Source organism: Paenirhizobium selenitireducens ATCC BAA-1503 (assembly GCF_900492185.1).
GTDB lineage: Bacteria > Pseudomonadota > Alphaproteobacteria > Rhizobiales > Rhizobiaceae > Allorhizobium > Allorhizobium selenitireducens_A.
Genome location: NZ_UEYP01000022.1, coordinates 12650 through 31086, shown reverse-complemented (window position 1 = coordinate 31086; position 18437 = coordinate 12650). Strand labels below are relative to the sequence as shown.

General features: G+C 64.0%; 15 protein-coding genes and 1 pseudogene. 12 read left to right on the top strand and 4 right to left on the bottom strand.

What is annotated here, in order from left to right:
• Positions 1-188 (bottom strand): annotated as a pseudogene (locus RHIZ70P_RS23185) (extensin); the annotation flags it as partial.
• A 333-nt stretch (positions 189-521) separates the two neighbouring features.
• Between RHIZ70P_RS23185 and RHIZ70P_RS21485 the strand changes: the two are divergent.
• The 4 genes from RHIZ70P_RS21485 to RHIZ70P_RS21470 all read left to right on the top strand — a co-directional run bounded on the left by RHIZ70P_RS21485 (position 522) and on the right by RHIZ70P_RS21470 (position 6605).
• Entirely contained in the window at positions 522-2711 is a 2190-nt protein-coding gene (locus tag RHIZ70P_RS21485; protein ID WP_115672586.1) for an anthranilate synthase, read from the top strand.
• Between the two features lie 137 nt (positions 2712-2848).
• The gene (locus RHIZ70P_RS21480; RefSeq protein ID WP_115672595.1) at positions 2849-3775 is read left to right on the top strand and encodes a cation diffusion facilitator family transporter; all 927 of its coding nucleotides are present in this window, start codon (positions 2849-2851) and stop codon (positions 3773-3775) included.
• Positions 3775-4239, top strand: a complete 465-nt coding sequence (gene queF / locus RHIZ70P_RS21475; RefSeq protein ID WP_115672594.1) for a preQ(1) synthase — start codon at positions 3775-3777, stop codon at positions 4237-4239. Before RHIZ70P_RS21480 ends, queF begins: the two co-directional genes overlap by 1 nt.
• A gap of 179 nt (positions 4240-4418) precedes the next feature.
• Positions 4419-6605, top strand: a complete 2187-nt coding sequence (locus tag RHIZ70P_RS21470) for a putative bifunctional diguanylate cyclase/phosphodiesterase (RefSeq protein ID WP_181904101.1) — start codon at positions 4419-4421, stop codon at positions 6603-6605.
• A gap of 76 nt (positions 6606-6681) precedes the next feature.
• On the opposite strand, the gene RHIZ70P_RS21465 is transcribed toward RHIZ70P_RS21470, so the two are convergent.
• Together RHIZ70P_RS21465 and RHIZ70P_RS21460 are read right to left on the bottom strand one after the other, a co-directional pair.
• Positions 6682-7254, bottom strand: coding sequence for a HupE/UreJ family protein (locus tag RHIZ70P_RS21465; protein ID WP_115672582.1), 573 nt, complete (start codon positions 7252-7254; stop codon positions 6682-6684).
• A gap of 229 nt (positions 7255-7483) precedes the next feature.
• Positions 7484-7987, bottom strand: coding sequence for a hypothetical protein (locus RHIZ70P_RS21460; protein ID WP_115672580.1), 504 nt, complete (start codon positions 7985-7987; stop codon positions 7484-7486).
• Between the two features lie 274 nt (positions 7988-8261).
• Here RHIZ70P_RS21460 and RHIZ70P_RS21455 point away from each other — a divergent pair, with 274 nt between their 5' ends.
• From RHIZ70P_RS21455 to RHIZ70P_RS21425, 7 genes are all read left to right on the top strand, one after another.
• Positions 8262-9767, top strand: a complete 1506-nt coding sequence (locus tag RHIZ70P_RS21455; protein ID WP_115672578.1) for a protein adenylyltransferase SelO — start codon at positions 8262-8264, stop codon at positions 9765-9767.
• Between the two features lie 82 nt (positions 9768-9849).
• On the top strand, positions 9850-10284 hold the full coding sequence (locus tag RHIZ70P_RS21450) for a pyridoxamine 5'-phosphate oxidase family protein (RefSeq protein WP_115672592.1): 435 nt from the start codon (positions 9850-9852) through the stop codon (positions 10282-10284).
• A 160-nt stretch (positions 10285-10444) separates the two neighbouring features.
• Complete coding sequence (locus RHIZ70P_RS21445) at positions 10445-13006, top strand: GcvT family protein (protein ID WP_115672576.1); 2562 nt, start codon at positions 10445-10447, stop codon at positions 13004-13006.
• 161 nt (positions 13007-13167) lie between these two features.
• Positions 13168-13599, top strand: coding sequence for an HIRAN domain-containing protein (locus RHIZ70P_RS21440; protein ID WP_115672574.1), 432 nt, complete (start codon positions 13168-13170; stop codon positions 13597-13599).
• An 88-nt stretch (positions 13600-13687) separates the two neighbouring features.
• Positions 13688-13999: a type II toxin-antitoxin system RelE/ParE family toxin gene (locus RHIZ70P_RS21435; protein WP_115672572.1), complete on the top strand. Its 312-nt coding sequence runs from the start codon at positions 13688-13690 to the stop codon at positions 13997-13999.
• Positions 13986-14285 (top strand): addiction module antidote protein, encoded by a 300-nt coding sequence (locus RHIZ70P_RS21430; RefSeq protein WP_115672571.1) that lies wholly within the window; start codon positions 13986-13988, stop codon positions 14283-14285. The genes RHIZ70P_RS21435 and RHIZ70P_RS21430 overlap by 14 nt, the downstream gene beginning before the upstream one ends.
• Before the next feature lie 561 nt (positions 14286-14846).
• Positions 14847-16283: a coniferyl aldehyde dehydrogenase gene (locus RHIZ70P_RS21425; protein WP_115672569.1), complete on the top strand. Its 1437-nt coding sequence runs from the start codon at positions 14847-14849 to the stop codon at positions 16281-16283.
• 414 nt (positions 16284-16697) lie between these two features.
• Here RHIZ70P_RS21425 and RHIZ70P_RS21420 read toward each other — a convergent pair whose 3' ends face one another.
• A complete protein-coding gene (locus tag RHIZ70P_RS21420) occupies positions 16698-17810 on the bottom strand; it encodes a saccharopine dehydrogenase family protein (RefSeq protein ID WP_115672568.1) in 1113 nt (370 codons plus the stop codon).
• A gap of 117 nt (positions 17811-17927) precedes the next feature.
• Between RHIZ70P_RS21420 and RHIZ70P_RS21415 the strand changes: the two genes are divergently transcribed.
• Entirely contained in the window at positions 17928-18359 is a 432-nt protein-coding gene (locus tag RHIZ70P_RS21415) for an Lrp/AsnC family transcriptional regulator (RefSeq protein ID WP_115672567.1), read from the top strand.
• Positions 18360-18437: the final 78 nt, after the last annotated feature.

Below are 18437 nucleotides of genomic sequence, written 5' to 3'. Positions count from 1 at the left end.
GTCGGAGCGGGGACGGGGGCCGGGACCGGCGCGGATTCCTCTGCTGGGGGCTTTTCGGCGGGGGCCGGAACGGCGGGCTGGTCCGCCGGTGAGGGCGGTTTGTCGGTCGGGACCGGGCCGGTGGGCGGCAGGGCCGCGCCGGTGAGGAGGCAAAGGCCGATCAGGATGACTGCAAGCCGCTTCGTCATTCAGCCGCCTTTCGGTTGGATGGGCACCGTGCTGCAACGCATGGGGCGGAGAATGGTTGCGCGGTCCGGCGAGCCTGTTGCACGATTGCCCGGCCTGCGCGTGGAAAATACCACACAGGCCGAAAATCCCGTTGCACGGAAATGCAGCCCACGCTATGAAATCGCTCATGATCAAGTCGATGAACAACGGTAACTGGTGGTGGGCACGCTAACGCGGCCTTGACCAGTCATGTCCAAAGACAAGTGACCCCAAAGCCGCCCGGATTACCTGAGGCGGCTTTTTTGTATTCAAGGCGCCTCGATCCGGGCCTTGAGAGACGGAGAGACGCAAGCATGGCGACGATCATTCGGGACGATGGCGGAGAGACCTACGAGACGCGCGGCGGGATCACCGTCACGCGCGAGCGGCGCCCGACGCCCTATGCCGATGCCATTTCGAGCTATATCGACCGGCTCGACGAGCGGCGCGGCGCGGTGTTCTCGTCCAACTACGAATATCCGGGCCGCTATACCCGCTGGGACACCGCCATCATCGATCCGCCGCTCGGGCTTTCCTGCTTCGGCCGCAAGGTGTGGATCGAGGCCTATAACGAACGCGGCGAAGTGCTTCTGTCGCTGATCGCCGACAAGCTTTCGACCGTGGCCGACCTGACGCTCGGCGCGCGCACGGTGCGGCGTCTCGACCTCGTCGTCAACGAGCCGGACCGGGTGTTCACCGAAGAGGAACGCTCGAAGATCCCGACGGTGTTCACCGTTCTGCGCGCCATCACCGATCTCTTTCATTCGGATGCGGATTCGTCGATCGGCCTGTTCGGCGCCTTCGGTTACGATCTCGCCTTCCAGTTCGACGCGATCAAGCTGTCGCTGGCCCGGCCGGAAGACCAGCGTGACATGGTGCTGTTCCTGCCCGACGAAATCCTCGTCGTCGACCATTATTCTGCCAAGGCCTGGATCGACCGCTACGACTTTGAAAAGGGCGAGCTTTCGACGAAGGGCAAGTCGGGCGAGATCGCGCCGGAACCGTTCCAGCACACCGAAACGATCCCGCCGCGCGGCGACCATCGCCCGGGCGAATATGCCGAGCTGGTGGTGAAGGCCAAGGAGAGCTTCCGCAGGGGCGACCTGTTCGAGGTGGTGCCGGGGCAGAAGTTCATGGAACGCTGCGACTCGAAGCCATCGGAAATTTCCAAGCGGCTGAAGGAAATCAATCCGTCGCCCTATTCCTTCTTCATCAATCTCGGCCACCAGGAATACCTGGTCGGCGCCTCGCCGGAAATGTTCGTGCGCGTCTCGGGCCGGCGCATCGAGACCTGCCCGATCTCCGGCACGATCAAGCGCGGGGACGACCCGATCGCCGACTCGGAACAGATCCTCAAGCTCTTGAATTCCAAGAAGGACGAGAGCGAGCTCACCATGTGCTCGGACGTCGACCGCAACGACAAGAGCCGCGTTTGCGAGCCGGGCTCGGTCAAGGTCATCGGCCGCCGCCAGATCGAGATGTATTCGCGCCTGATCCACACCGTCGATCATATCGAGGGGCGGCTCCGCGACGGTATGGACGCCTTCGACGGTTTCTTGAGCCATGCCTGGGCCGTCACCGTCACCGGCGCGCCGAAGCTCTGGGCCATGCGTTTCATCGAGGCGCATGAGAAGAGCCCGCGCGCCTGGTATGGCGGGGCGATCGGCATGGTCGGCTTCAACGGCGACATGAATACGGGGCTTACGCTCAGGACCGTGCGCATCAAGGACGGGATTGCCGAGGTGCGCGCCGGCGCGACGCTGTTGAACGACTCGATCCCGGAAGAGGAAGAGGCCGAGACCGAACTCAAGGCTTCGGCGATGATTGCGGCGATCCGTGACGCCAAGACCGGAAACGACGGCAAGGCCAAGCGCGGCGTTGCCAAGGTCGGGCAGGGGGTCAAGATCCTGCTGGTCGACCACGAGGACAGTTTCGTCCACACGCTAGCCAACTATTTCCGCCAGACCGGGGCCGAGGTGTCGACCGTGCGCACGCCGGTGCCGGAGGAAGTGTTCGACCGGATGGATCCGGACCTGGTCGTGCTGTCGCCCGGACCGGGCAGTCCGAAGGATTTCGACTGCAAGGCGACGATCAGACACGCCCGCGCGCGTAACCTGCCGATCTTCGGCGTCTGCCTGGGCTTGCAGGCGCTGGCCGAAGCCTATGGCGGGGAATTGCGCCAGCTCGCGGTGCCGATGCACGGCAAGCCGTCGCGCATCCGCGTGCTGGAACCCGGCCTCGTCTTCTCCGGCCTCGGCAAGGAAGTGACCGTCGGCCGCTATCACTCGATCTTTGCCGACCCGACCACGCTCGACCGCGATTTCATCATCACCGCCGAAAGCGAGGACGGCACGATCATGGGCATCGAGCACACCAAGGAACCGGTGGCCGCCGTGCAGTTCCACCCGGAATCGATCATGACGCTCGGCCACGATGCCGGCATGCGGATGATCGAAAACGTCGTGGCGCATCTGTCGCGGCGGGCGAAGGAGAAGGCGGCATAAGCGTGTCCCGGCTTTGACAAGGCGGGTCAGTTCGTCCATAGGAGCGACCAATGACCGTCCGCGCTTCGTCGCGGGCGGTTTCGCATTTCTGATCGACGGATTTATGCAATTCGCTCGCATCTGCAAGGATGGAAACCATGACCGAACAGGGCAACGGGATCGTCGCGCGGCTTGCCTTCTGGGGCATTCCGCTGGCGTTCGGGGTGATGGGGCTGAAGCTCGTCGCCTGGTGGGTAACGGGGTCGGTGGCGCTGCTATCCGACGGGCTGGAATCGACCGTCAACGTGGTCGCCGCCTTCGTCGCCTACTTTGTCATCCGCTATGCGCAGAAGCCCGCGGATGATGACCATCCCTATGGCCACCACAAGGCGGAATATCTGTCGGCGGTTCTCGAGGGTGTGCTGATCGTCATAGCGGCACTGCTCATCATCCGCGAGGCGGTTTCGGCGCTCGCAGATCCGCAGGTGCTCGAGGCGCCGGTGCTGGGTCTTGCGATCAACGGGGCGGCGGGTCTCATCAACCTGATCTGGGCGCGGACCCTGATCCGCATCGGCAAGACGCACCGGTCGCCGGCGCTTGCGGCCGATGGTCATCACATCATGTCGGACGTGGTGACCTCGGCGGGCGTGTTTGTCGGCCTGGTGCTGGTGGTCGTCACCGGCTATGCGATCCTCGATCCGGTGCTCGCCATCCTCGTCGCCATCAACATCATCTACCAGGGCTGGAAGGTGATCTCGCATTCGGTGGCGGGCCTGATGGACAAGGCGGTCGAGCCGGAGGAAGAGGCGGCGATCAAGGCGGCGATCGCGGAAAATTCGGCCGGCTCGCTCGACGTGCACTACCTGCGCACGCGGCGCGGCGGGGCGGTCACCTTCGTCGCCTTCGATCTGGTCGTTCCGGGCAACATGTCGGTCAGCGAGGCGCACAAGATCTGCGACCGGCTGGAGGCCGCCGTCAAGGCTGTGCTTCCGGGCGGACGCGTCACCATTCACGTGGAGCCCGAAAGCGAGACGGCGCATGGCGTCCGGGTCGGTATCGCGGCGAAAGCAAAGGAGAAGCGATGATGAGCAAGACCGATGTCAGCGGGCTGTCGCAGCTCGGCCAGACGGTCGAGGCCCCGACCAGCCCGGAGACAGCCGTGCTGGAGCGCGTGCCGAACGGCAATGCCGGCACCGACTATGTCGTGCGCTTCACCGCGCCGGAATTCACCTCGCTCTGCCCGATGACCGGCCAGCCGGATTTCGCCCATATCGTCCTCGACTATATTCCCGGCGACTGGCTGGTCGAATCCAAGTCGCTGAAACTCTTCCTGTTTTCCTTCCGCAATCACGGCGCCTTCCACGAGGACTGCTCGATCTACATCGCCAAGCGGCTGGTCGACCTGCTTGATCCGAAGTGGCTGAGGATCGGCGCCTACTGGTATCCGCGCGGCGGCATTCCGATCGATGTCTTCTGGCAGACCGGCGCGCCGCCGCAGGGCGTGTGGTTGCCGGATCAGGGGGTTGCGACCTATCGCGGACGGGGCTGATGGGGGCTCCACCGTCCTGTGGAAAAGGGCGTCGTCGAGGCCGAAAGTCTAAGCCTTAATGGATCGGAAACCTTACCGGGAAGCACAGTATTAAGGCGAATGTGCCATTTGTTGAGCATATGAACAGAGGCTCACATATCATGGCTTTTCCTGGCTTCCGTCGCAGGGCCGATGTTTCCATGCTCAAGGTTGTTGCGGTCGCAATATTCGGCATGGCGGTGCTGACCGCCGGGACCTTTGCCTTCCTCGTCTGGTCCACCACCAAGATCGACACCGTGTCGGTCGCCCGCCAGAGCGAGATGGCACGCCATGTCATTAGCCGATTCCGCTACCAGATCGCCCACGACCAGGAGAGCGCGACGGTGTGGGACGACGCCGTCATCAAAGTGCGCGAGCCTGCATCCTCCGACAACCTGGAGTGGATTCACGTCAATCTCGGCGAGTGGATGCACACCTATTTCGGTCATGACGCTGCCTATGTTCTCGATCCGCAGGACAAGCCCCTCTACGTCTATGTCGCCGGCGCCGCTGCACAGCCATCGGCCTATGAAGCCGTTCGCGCGACGGTCGACCCGATGTTGCGGGAACTGCGGGCAGCCCTTGGTCGGGGCGAGGAGCCGGGCCTGGAGGACGGCATCGACAGCCCGGGCCTCACCGATTTCCGCTTTCTCAACGGTCGTCCGGCCGTGGTCAGCCTCAAGCCGATCATCAGCGACAGCGGCGATATCGAACAGGTTGCGGGGGCCGAGAGCATCCATATCGCGATCCGCTATCTCGACGGCCCGTTCCTTGAGGAACTCGAGACTAGCTATGATTTCAATAACATACACTTCTCACTGAAGGACGAGGCGGAGTTCCGCAAGGCGAGCGTGCCGCTGGTGACGAATGGCGGCGGCATCATCGGCCATGTGGTCTGGGAGCCCTATCGGCCGGCAATGGCCTTTCTCCAGTCGATCGCGCCGGCTCTGATCGCAATCCTGCTCTGCCTGATCGGGACGGTCAGCATCTTCATTGTCATGCTCTATCGCCGCGCCCTGGCCAATCGCGAACAGGAGCAACGCATTCGCTATCTCGCCAGCCACGATTCAATGACCGGGCTGCTCAACCGCGCTTCGTTCGAGACATTGCTCGATGCGGCTCTTGGCGAGCGTGACGGCAAGAACCAGATCGCCATCCTCTATCTGGATCTCGACCGCTTCAAGCCGATCAATGACACGCTTGGCCATCCGGCCGGGGATTTTGTCATCCGCGAGGTCGGGGTCCGTATCGGCAAGCTCCTGCCTCCCCAATCATCGCTTTGCCGCGTCGGGGGCGACGAGTTCAACGTGCTGATGCGCTATCACAAGGTCGACGAGGTCGAGGCCTTGTGCACGGCGATCGTCGATGCGGTTTCCCAGCCGATCGCCGTCGAGGACCAGAACGCCTTCGTCGGCATATCGATCGGCGTGGCGCTTTCGCCGCAGCACGGCACGGAGCGCACCGAGCTGACGCGCAAGGCCGATGTTGCGCTCTACAGCGCCAAGGCGGGCGGACGCGGCTGCTATTCGATCTTCGGTCCGCACATGGATGCCATGGTTCGGGAGCGGGCCGAAATCGAGCGCGACCTGCGCCGGGCACTTGCCGACTGCAGCCAGTTCCGTGTTCTCTATCAGCCGAAATATTTCGCCACGACCGGCAAGATCGGAAGCGTCGAGGCGCTGGTGCGCTGGCATCATCCGACCCGTGGACTGATCTCCCCGGTCTATTTCGTGCCGATCGCCGAGGAGGGCGGGCTGATCCGGGAGCTCGGCCGCTACGTGCTGGAGGAAGCCTGTCGCGCCGCCGCCAACTGGCCGATCGAGAACATCGCGGTCAACGTCTCGGCCGTACAATTGCGCGACAATGGTTTTGCCATGGAGGTCATGACCATTCTCGGGGAGAGCGGGCTTGCGCCGCACAAGCTCGAGATCGAGGTCACGGAAACGGCGTGGATGGACGATTCGGAAAACTGCGCCGCCAATATTCGCGCTTTGCGGGCCGTCGGGATCAACATTGCCCTCGACGACTTCGGTACCGGCTTCTCCACCTTCGGGCGCCTGCACGAGACTGAGGTTGATCATATCAAGATCGACAAGATGTTCATCGACGGCCTGGGCAAGGATCGTGGCGACGAGGCGATCGTGCAGGCAATCATCGAACTGGCGCGGGCCAAGGGGCTGAAGACCACGGCCGAGGGTGTGGAAACGGCCGAGCAGAACGAGTTTCTCACTCGAATCGGCTGCGACGAACTACAGGGTTTTCTCTATGCGGAGCCGATGAGCGGCGAAGAGGTCGGCACGCTGCTCAAGGGGCTCGACGGCAAGGGGCCACGGCTGGCGATCGTCTGAGGCGAGAATACCGAACGCAAACAAAATCGGCGGGCCTTGAAGCCCGCCGATCGCATTTCACCAAGGTATTGGCGGATCAGCCGAGCACGAGGATCGCGCCGCCGAGTGCCGTTGCTGCGCCCAGCAGGCGGGTGACGAGCGGACCCATGCGGCCGAGCGCGATGCCGAGGCCGACGCCGGCGGCATGAAGGGCGGCGGTGGCGACGAGGAATCCGAGGCCGAACTGCAGCGCACCGGCGGCACCGAGTTCGCCGCCATGGGCGTGGCCGTGGAACAGGGCAAACAGACCGACGACGGCCGCAGAGGCTGCGACCGGCAGGCGGGCGGCGGTGGCGACCAGCAGGCCGAGGCCGATCACCGAGGCGAGGATCGCCGGTTCGACGAACGGAATTCCAATGCCGGAAACGGCGAGCAGGAAGCCCAGCGCCATGGTGCCGACAAAGGCGGCCGGCACGGCGAGGAGGGCGCGTCCGCCGATCTGCGACGCCCAGAGACCGACGGCAATCATGGCCAGGATATGGTCCGCACCCGACAGCGGATGGGAAAGGCCGGCCATCAGCGAGCCGTGCTCGGCCGGGTCGAGATGGGCGAAGGCCGGGGCGGTGGCGGCGCCAAGAAATGCGGCGGTGATCGAAAGGCGTTTGAACATGGTTGTCCCTCTAATTGGTCGACACGGCGCCCGGAAATCAGTCGCGCCGGCCTTCGGTTCTATCGCGCCGCGAAGATTATCGTAAGCGCTTTGTCGCTGTCTACGGCAAAGCCCCGGCAGGGGATGTTCCCGAAGCGGCGTCTGCTTCTCCGGGGCCGGGGCGGCGGAGCAAAGGAAAACCCTCCGCGCCGGGCGCGGAGGGCGATTCGACAGGCCGGCTGGAGCAGGCTTACTTCTGCGGATGGGCGTTCAGGACTTCCGCACACCGCGAGAAGGACAAGCCCTCGCCATCGGTGTCGTTGGTGGCGCGGATGGCGACGATACGGTCCGAGGGGTCGGCGGTGATCTGCAGTTCGCAGTACAGTTCCTCATAGCGCGGCGGCGAGATCATCTGCGGCTGGGCTGCATAGCCGCCACCGATCGTCGTGGTCTTGGTGACCGTGACACCGGGCTTAGGCTCGCGCGTCACCGTGCGCGTTGTGGTCTGGGCCGGTGCGGGGGTGGCGTAGGTCGGCGGGATGTAGCGGGTCTTGTCGCCGCCACGCCAGGTGTAGAGGATGTTTCCGCTGCCCATCGGAAACTCCGAGATCGGCGGGCCGTACTGGGTGAAGAACAGCTCGGCCGGCTGGCCGATCCAGCGGGACTGGATGACGGTATTGGCTTCCTCGGTTGTGGTGCAGCCGGCCAGCACGGCAGCGGCAAGGGCCGCGATGGCGGCGATACGGATCTTCATGTCTGATCTTCCCCTCGACAATCGGTACCCCCGGCAACGGCCCGCGTCTCTGCGGGCAGGGCAGGGGCGAAAAGACGGCATTGCCGCGCGGCGACCCCGACGCGCGCATGCCGGTCGGCCGGCACGTTACGAGGCCTATGAGCCACGGCACAATAGCGTGCCTGCCTTTCGCCCAAATTTGGTCCGGCTTTTCCCGGCCGTCGATGAGACCCTTCGACGGCGCGACAAAGCGGCTTGCCCGAGCCGGGCGGCGCCCCATATTGGGTGATGACAAATGCGCCGTCTGACCTGGCGGCGAAGAGGGGAGCCAGGATCCTTGTTTGCATTCGACAATAGCTACATTCGGCTGCCGCAGCGGTTTTACCGGCCGGCCGAACCGGCCGTCGCCCGCGCGCCGCGCCTCATTCGGTTCAACCGCGATCTGGCCGAGGAGCTGAACCTCGATTTCACCGAGGCGAGCGATGAGGACCTGGCGGCGATCTTTTCCGGCAACAGCCTGCCCGAAGGGGCGGCCTCGATCGCCATGGCCTATGCCGGCCACCAGTTCGGCAATTTCGTGCCGCAGCTCGGCGACGGCCGCGCGATCCTGATCGGCGAGGTGGTCGACGCCAGGGCCAGGCGGCGCGACATCCAGCTGAAAGGGGCGGGCGTCACCGCCTTTTCCCGCAATGGCGACGGGTGTGCGGCCCTTGGGCCGGTGTTGCGGGAATATCTCGTCTCGGAGGCAATGCACGCCCTCGGCATACCGACCACGCGGGCGCTGGCGGCGGTGCTGACCGGAGAGACGGTCTATCGCGAGACGAAGCTTCCGGGCGCGGTGCTGACGCGGGTGGCGGCCAGCCATATCCGGATCGGCACCTTTCAGTTCTTCGCCGCCCGTGGCGATACCGAGGCGGTCAAGACGCTCGCGGACCATGTGATTGCCCGTCATTATCCGGAGCTCGAGGGCGCCGATCAGCCTTATCTGGCGCTTCTCAACGCGGTATCCGTGCGCCAGGCCGATCTGGTGGCACGGTGGCTGACGGTCGGCTTCATCCATGGCGTGATGAACACCGACAATATGGCGGTGTCGGGCGAGACGATCGACTTCGGCCCGTGCGCTTTCCTCGACGAATATGATCCGCGCAAGGTGTTTTCCTCGATCGACCAGCGGGGGCGCTATGCCTACGCCAACCAGCCGGGGATCGCGCAGTGGAACCTTGCGCGCCTTGCCGAGACGCTGCTGCCGCTGTTGGGCGATAACGAAGACAGGAATGTCGAGGCGGCCAATGCCGCGCTTGTCGACTTCGGCCGCGTCTTCCAGGGGCGATGGCTCGATCTGTTCCGCGACAAGCTGGGGATCGCCGGGGCGCAGGAAGGCGACCTCGACCTCGTCAATTCGCTGCTGAAGCTGATGGAGGACGGCGAGGCCGATTTTACTCGCGCCTTTCGGGCGCTCTGCAAGGTGGCCGGCGGAGCGCCGGCCGAAGCCCTTGCTGCCGAGTTCAACGATCCGATCGGCCTCGACGACTGGCTGCGCCGCTGGAATCTGCGCCACGAAGGCGATCCGCGCACCGCCGGGCAGCGGCGGACGGCAATGGAGGCGGTCAACCCGGCCATAATCCCGCGCAATCATCGGATCGAGGAGGCGATCGCGGCTGGGATTTCCGGTGATTTCGCTCCGTTCGAGCGGCTCGCGGAGGCGCTCGCCGATCCCTATCGGGAGAACGCCGCCTTCGCAGAGTTGACACTCGCACCGGAACGCGAGCAGAGGGTGACCCGCACATTCTGCGGAACGTGATGGAGCCGGTCATGCCTGTTTACCGGAACAATCCGGCCGGGCGGCGATTGTCTCTGGCAATCACGCCCAGGAGGATATGCCGATGACGACCATGACGCTGCAGGACCTGTCGAAGAAGATGCGGAAGATCGATTTCTGCATGCTCTCCACCCTCGGCCCGACCGGGGCGATTGCGAGCCGGCCGATGAGCAATAACGGCAATGTCGATTTTGACGGCGATACCTGGCTGTTCTCCTACCGGGATACCCGCAAGGTGGCGGAAATTTCGGCCGATCCGAGGGTTACGCTCACATTTTCGGCGCCGCCGAGCCTGCTCGGCAAACCCGGAATCTTCATCGCTCTCGAGGGCAAGGCGACGCTGATCGACGACAAGGACGCGTTCGCGGCACACTGGATCTCCGACCTCGATCGCTGGTTTCCGCAAGGGGTCGACACGCCCGGCCTGATGCTGGTCAAGGTGCATGCCGAGATCGCCCATTACTGGGACGGCGAAGACAATGGCAGCATTCCGATCTAGCCTTGCGGGCCAGCCGCCGGCCATCGCGGTCGGGGGACCCATCCCGCTGCGGCGGGTCGTGCAGTCCTTGGAGAATGTCGCAGACAGGCTTCTGTTCGCGCCGATCCGGCCCTAATATCCCTGCTGATTTTCAACACGCTGGCAGGTGGGTTTTCAGGCAATGGCAGAGTTTCCGTCCAAGGCAAAGGTCGTCATCATCGGGCTCGGGGGCATTGTCGGCGCCTCGATCGCCCATCACCTCATCGAGCGCGGCTGGGACGACATCGTCGGCATCGACAAATCCGGCATTCCGACCGACATCGGCTCGACGGCGCATGCCTCCGACTTCTGCTACACGACCAGCCATGACTATCTCTCTGTCTGGACCACGCAATATTCGATCGATTTCTTCGAGAAGATGGGTCACTACGCCCGTATCGGCGGACTGGAAGTCGCCCGCACCGGCGACGACAGCTGGATGGAGGAAATCAAGCGCAAGCTTTCCTCCGCCAAGGCGTTTGGCACCCGCGCCCATTATGTGTCGCCGGCCGAGATCAAGAAGCTCTTCCCGCTGATCGAGGAAGACCAGGTGATGGGCGGCATGTTCGATCCCGATGCCGGCCTCGTCATCCCGCGCAGCCAAACGGTTGCCGGCAAGCTGGTCGACGCTGCCGAAAAATCCGGCAAGCTCACGATGTTCGCCAACACCCCGGCCAAATCGCTGATCGTCGAGGGCGGCCGCATCAAGGGTGTCGTCACGCATCGCGGCACCATCATGGCCGATCACGTCATCGTCTGCGCCGGCCTGTGGGGGCGCCTGATCGCCGAAATGGTCGGCGAGGACCTGCCCGTCATGCCGGTCGACCATCCGCTCACCTTCTTCGGCCCGTTCAACGAATTCGAGGGCACCGGCAAGGAAATCGGCTATCCGCTTTTGCGCGACCAGGGCAATTCGGCCTATATGCGCGATACCGGTGACCCGAAGACCACCGAGGGCGGCCAGATCGAATGGGGCTATTACGAGACCAAGGAGCCGCGCATGTGCCATCCGCGCGAGCTCCTGGAAAAGCACGAGGCGCGGCTTTCGCCCTCGCAGCGCGACCTGGAGATGGAGCAGATCCTCGAGCCGCTCGAGCGCGCGATGGAGCTGACGCCGATCCTCGGCGAGCTCGGCTACAATGAAAGCCACAGCTTCAACGGACTTCTCCAGGTGTCCGCCGCCGGCGGCCCGTCCTGCGGCGAGAGCCAGAAGGTGCGGGGCCTGTGGTACTGCGTCGCCATCTGGGTCAAGGATGGTCCGGGCTATGGCAAGCTGATCGCCGACTGGATGACCGACGGCCGCACCGAAATCGACCACAACTCGATCGATTACGCCCGCTTCTATCCGCATCAGCTGACCGAAGACTTCATCGCCGGTCGCTGCTTCGAAGCCGCGCAGAAGATCTATTTCCCCGCCGTGCATCCGCGCGAGCCCTATGCCAGCGGCCGCAACGTCAAGCGCTCGCCCTTCTACGAGCGTGAAGTGGAGCTCGGCGGTTACTTCATGGAACTCGGCGGCTGGGAGCGCGCGCATGGCTACAAGGCCAACGAGCATCTCCTTGAAAAATACGGCGACAAGGTTCCGGTCCGCGAGAACGAATGGGACAACCGCCATTTCTGGCGCGTCTCGAACGCCGAGCACCTGGCGATGAGCGAGGATTGCGGCATCGTCAATCTCAGCCACTTCCACATGGTTGACATCGAGGGGCCGGACCATGTCGCGCTGCTCGAATGGCTCTGCGCCGCCAAGATCGGCGGTGACGGCAATATCGGCAAGGGCATCTACACCCACTTCCTCGACGACGAGGGCATGGTGCGCGCCGACTTCACCGTGTTCCGCATGGCCGACCGCTGCCGTCTCGTGAACGGCGCCGATGCCGGCCCGCGCGACTTCCACTACATGAAGCGCGTGGCTGAGGATCGTGGCCTTGATGTCACCATCACCGACGTTTCGGAAAAGTTCATCACCATCGGCATCTGGGGGCCGAACGCGCGCGAGAACCTGAAAAAGGTCGTCGCCGACCCCGCCGGCCTCGATATCGAGAACTTCCCGTTTGCCGCGATCAAGCCGATCGAAATCGCCGGCAAGCCCGTGACCGCCTTCCGCATTTCCTATGTCGGCGAGCAGGGCTGGGAACTGCACATGAAATACGAGGATGGGCTGGCCGTCTGGGACGCGCTGCGCTCGACCGGCGTCATGGCTTTCGGCGTCGAGACCTATGCCAACTCCCGCCGCATGGAAAAGAGCCTGCGCCTGCAGAACGGCGACCTGCTGACCCAGTACAACCTGATCGAGGCCGATCTTGCCCGCCCGAAGGTCAAGGAAGCCGATTTCCGCGGCAAGTCCAAGCACCTCGAATACAAGGCGCGTGACCACCAGCCGGCCATGCTCTGCACGCTGGTGATGACCGACAATGTCGATGCCAAGGGTGTTGCCCGCTACCCGGTCGGATCGCTGCCGGTCATGGACCCGGAAACCGGGGAGACGCTGGTGGACAGCCTCGGCCGCCGCTCCTACACCACCTCGATCGCCTTCGGCCCGACCATCGGCAAGAACATCGCGCTGGCGTATTTGCCGCGCGACTATTGCCAGGTGGGGCGGAAGCTGAACGTCGAGTATTTTGCCGAGACCTATCCAGTCGAGGTGGCGGCGGTGGGGTACAAGCCGCTGTACGACCCGGAGAATTTGAAGCCGCGGAGCTGATCAGCCGTCTGATCCCTGCGAGAATTGGAACCCGTCGGTCGCGAGGCCGGCGGGTTATTTGTTGTGTCATCCGGCTGCGTGTGACGGCTTGGTGTTTCCGCGGCGATCTGGACTTTCTAATTCTGGTTGTGTTTACTTCTCTTGCGAGAAGGAGATGTGCAATGGGGCTGCTGTCCTTTCTTTTTGGTTCACCGAAGAAGCTGAGACGACAGAGCTTCGTCGTGTGGAAAGATGGTTCCTTCCCGATGGAGGTTGTGGGAGAGAGCAACTATCAGAACGCCTTGCACCGGATTTGCGGAGGCTTCAGCCGCCAAGGTCACGATAAAGTGGTTGAGGCGTACCTAGAGTTGGAACCGACAAATCCGCACGACGACAACGCCGTTCGGATCACCATCTCCGGTCTGACAGTGGGATACTTGCCACGCGCTCAGGCCGAAAGGGTGGCGTCATTCATGCGTTCGAACGGATTCAATCCTTTGGTCTGCGATGCGTTGATCAATGGGGGATGGCGAACCAATCAGCACGATAGCGGATTTTTTGGTGTTCGACTGGGTGTCCCCAATAGAGGAGCAATTGAGGTCCGGCAGCGTTGATGGCTGGCAACAGTAGGTTCGTGTCTGCGCCTTTTACGCCCTATCGTCAGCCTTGAATTTGCAGTATTGTATTCCGTAGGATACGGTTATGGATATCCGCAGACATCCGATGTTCGATCGCTGGATGCGGTCCCTTCGAGACGGGCGTGCCGTCTCGAAGATCCTGCTGAGGATCGAGCGAATTGCCTATGGCAACTTCGGCGATCACAAGAGTATCGGGGCAGGTGTGCATGAACTGCGGATCGATCACGGTCCAGGCTACAGGGTCTATTACGTACAGCGTGGTTCACTGGTGGTGATCCTCCTCTGCGGCGGTGACAAGGGTAGCCAAGCACGAGACATCGAGACGGCGAAGAGGCTGGCAACGGAATTGAAGGATTGGCCCAATGACCTCCATTAAGGACATGCCCCGCTTCGACGCGGCCGACTATCTCGGCAGTCCCGAAGCCCGCGCCGATTACATGGCCGCAGCGCTGGAGGAGGGCGATGCCGCCGAGATCCGGCGGGCGCTCAACACTGTCGCGCGTTCGCTCGGCATGACGGCGATAGCCGAAGAGGCAGGGCTTGGGCGTGAGAGCCTCTACAAGGCGCTCGGCGAAAACGGCAATCCGGAATTCGCCACCGTGCTCAAGCTGATGAAGGCCATGGGGCTCAAGCTCTCGGCGCTGCCGATCGACGAGGGATAAGGGGGGGCGGCGAACCCTCTCCCCTTGTGGGAGAGGTTACAAAATCGAAGGCTTGGCCCGATCAGGGCTAAACTTCAGATTTTGTTGGTGAGGGGGCTTGCCGCGGGCAGGGCGAACGATCCCCCTCACTTGCGATTTCTGATGTTTGGCCGCAGCAAGTGCTGCGCCCAATTCATCGAAATCGCTTTCTCCCTACCAACGGTAAAGATTGCCCCTCATCCGCCTGCCGGCACCTTCTCCCCGCAAGCGGGGAGAAGGCCAGACCCTTGATGCGCCTGCCTCCCTCTCCCCGCCGGCGGGCGGAGGCCAGGGTGAAGGGCGGGCCATGGGCGCGATTGACGCTTCCCTCATGCCGAGAGGTGCCGCGCAGCGCCCGGCCTCGAAGCCCGAGGCCACGCTTGCATCTTCGGCTGGATGCTTCGACGCCCGCTGTCGCGGGCGCTTCAGCCTGAGGGCGACCGCGGATCGGCGGTATTTAATTCCCGTCTGCCATCTGTTCGCACTTGAACAATCTTGGGTCTCGGCTCATCTGTAGAGCGTCAGCACATCGGGAGGCGGATGATGGACGGGAGTGTGGGCGATCGGCAGGCGGTGTCGCCGGAGGCGGTGATCGAGAGCGTGCTTTCGCGGCAGAGGGCGGCTTATCTTGCCGACATCAATCCGGACCTTGCGCTCAGGCGCGACCGGCTCGACCGGCTGGAGCGGATGATCCTCGCCTGGCAGGAGCGCCTTGCTCAGGCGATCTCGGAGGATTTCGGCAATCGCTCGCCGGTCGTCACCACGCTCGCCGACATCGTGCCGACGCGGGCGGCGATCCGTCATGCGCGGCGGCACCTGAAGGGCTGGATGCGGCGGCGCCGCGTGTCGTTGGCCTGGACCGGGCAACCGGGGTCGGCGCTGATCATCCGCCAGCCGCTCGGCGTCGTCGGTATCATCGCGCCGTGGAACTATCCGCTCAACCTGATGCTCTCGCCGCTGGTGGGGGCGCTGGCCGCCGGCAACCGGGCGATGCTCAAGCCGTCCGAGCTGACGCCGCGGTTTTCCGAGGTTCTGGATGCGGCGGTCAAGGAATTCTTCGCCGAGGACGAGGTGGCGGTCATCACCGGCGGGCCGGAGGTGGCGGCGGCCTTCAGTGCGGCGCCGTTCGATCACCTGGTGTTTACCGGCTCGACCGCTGTCGGCCGAAAAGTGGCGGAGGCGGCTGCACGGAACCTCACGCCGGTCACGCTCGAACTCGGCGGCAAGTCGCCAGCGATCATCGACGCCTCCGCCGATCTTGACAGCGCCGTGCCGCGGCTGATCTGGGGCAAGCTGTTGAACTCTGGCCAGACCTGCGTCGCGCCCGATTATGCGCTGGTGCCGCGCGACCGCGTCGGGGCCTTCGTGGCTGCGGCCAAGGCGGCGGCGGAAAGACAATATCCCAGGCTTTCCAGCAATCCCGACTATACGTCGATCATCAGTGCGCGCCATTTTGACCGGCTCGCCGGCCTGATCGAGGAGGCGCGCGACAAGGGGGCGGAGGTGATCGAACTGCTGCCCGGCACGGATGCGGCGCGGCGCATTCTTGCGCCGGTCGTCGTCACCGGGGCCAACGACACGATGGCGCTGATGCGGGAGGAAATTTTCGGGCCGATCCTGCCGGTCATTCCCTATGATACGCTCGACGAGGCGCTGGCCTTCGTCAACGCCCGCGACCGGCCGCTGGCGCTCTACTGGTTCGGCAGCGATAGGGCGGCCGAGGGGCGGGTGCTGAACGGGACGATTTCCGGGGGCGTGACGGTCAACGACACGATCCTGCACCTGGCGCAGGACAACCTGCCGTTCGGCGGCGTCGGCGCCTCGGGCGATGGCGCCTATCATGGCGAGGCGGGCTTCGTGGCGATGAGCAAGGAAAAGCCGGTGCTGCGCCAGTCGCGGCTGTCGGCGGTGGCACTGCTTTATCCGCCCTATGGCAGGGTCGCCGCGATGCTGTTGAAGGTGTTGGCGAAGTTCGGCTGAGCGGGTGGCTGTCTCTTCTCCCCAGCGGGGAGAAGGTGGCCCGGTAGGGCCGGATGAGGGGGAGCGAAGCTCACCTTAAGAGACGGCGATTGGGGCAGGGGTCAGTCTTCATCGGCGCCGCGCGACGATCATCGATCGGGTGCGTAGCACGCTGGCCTTGGCGCGTGGGGCTCCCCCTCACCCCGCCTCCGCTTCGCTCGGCGGACCTCTCCCCGGTGGGGCGAGGAGGCCGGAAACGTCGTGGCGTGGCATCTTCTCCGCAGCGGGGAGAAGGTGGACCGGAGGGCCGGATGCGGGGCGGGACGGTGGAGCGGTCCAGCTGGAAGCAGGGGGGCGGACGGAGCGGCCCGTCTTTTTGTTGTCGCCGCTCCGTCCAGGACCTTGGCGGTCCACTCCTCCCCCCAGGAGGACCGATCAGCCCGCCTTGGCGAGCTTGGCGACTTGCGGGTCGTAGACGCGGCCAAAACGATTGGCGAGGAAGTCGGGGAGGCTGACTTCCTCCTGGCGGACAAAGCCCTTTTGCGGCAGCTTGCCGTCGGCCAGCAGGTCGAGCACGGTGCAGATGCCGGCGGCGGTGGTGATCTGGATGGCACTCATCAGGCGGCCGCCGACGACGCCGGCATAGACCTTGTTGGCATAGGTTTCCTGCAGGAAACGGCCGTCCTTGACGCCGCAGACGGTGACGAAGATGACGACGACGTCCTGCATGGTGGCGGGCAGGGCGTTCTCGAACAGGTCCTTCAGGACATCGCGGCGGTTCTTCAGGTTGAAGTCGTTCAACAGCGCCTTGACGATCGCCTGGTGGCCCGGATAGCGGATGGTGCGGTAGTTCATCGTGCGCACCTTGCCCTCCAGCGTCTTCGCCAGCGTGCCGAGGCCGCCCGAGGTGTTGAAGGCTTCGTAGGTGACGCCGTCGAGCGAGAATTCCTCGCGCTCTTCCATCGCCGGGACATTGATAAGCTTGCCTTCGACGATCGCCTCGCAGGGCTCGATATATTCGTTGATCAGGCCGTCGGTCGACCAGGTCAGATTGTAGTTGAGCGCGTTGGACGGATATTGCGGCAGCGCGCCGACGCGCATGCGCACGCTGTCGAGCGTGTCGAAATGCCGGGTCAGGTCATTGGCGACGATCGAGATGAAGCCGGGAGCCAGGCCGCACTGGGGGATGAACGCCGTCCTGGCATTCTGCGCCAGCTGCTCGACCTTGCGGGTGGTGGCGACGTCTTCGGTCAGGTCGAGATAATGGGTGCCGGTGCGGGCCGCACTTTCGGCGATCGCGCCGGTCAGGTGGAAGGGGGCGGCCGACAGCACGGCGAACTTGCCGGCGAGCACGGCGTCAAGGGCGCTCGCATCGGTGATGTCGACGACGGCGGTGGTGATCGCCGGGTGGCGGTCGATGGCGGAAAGCTGCGCCTCGCTGCGGTCGGCGACCGTGATCCTGTAGGCGCCGCTGTCGGCCAGCATGAGTGCAATGGCGCTGCCGATCTTGCCGCCGCCGATGATGACTACGTCTTTCATGGAAAACATCCCCTCTTGAATTTCGTCAGATTTCAACAGGATGCCCACTGATCCTTTCGATTCATAGCGACGATATGTTCGTTTCGTGGTATGTGTTTCGGCAGATCGACAAAGGAATTGGGCAAAGTGCAAATTACCGACAAGGATCGCGAACTGCTGGCGCTGCTCGGCGAGAACGCCCGCATGCCGGTGGCGACGCTTGCGAGGCGGCTCGGCCTGTCGCGCACCACCGTGCAGGCGCGGCTGGAGCGGCTGGAGCGCGAAGGGGTGATTGCCGGCTATGGGGTCCGGCTGTCGGAGGCCTTTCAGAGCGGGCTGATCCGGGCGCATGTGCTGATCACCATCGCGCCGAAGACATTGCCTGCGGTCAGCGTCGAACTGTCGGCGATCCGCGAGGTGACGACGCTGCATTCGGTCAATGGTAGCTTCGACCTGATCGCCATCGTCGCGGCCCCGTCGATCGCTGAACTCGACCGGCTGATCGACCATATCGGCGCGCTGTCCGGCGTCGAGCGCACGCTGTCGTCCATCATCCTGTCGACGCGGATTGCGCGGTAGTCCTGCTCGCCCTTCGTGGCAGCAGAGGAGGCGTTGGCGGGTGCAGGGGGCGTTGGCGGGGGCATAAACTGGCGCGAG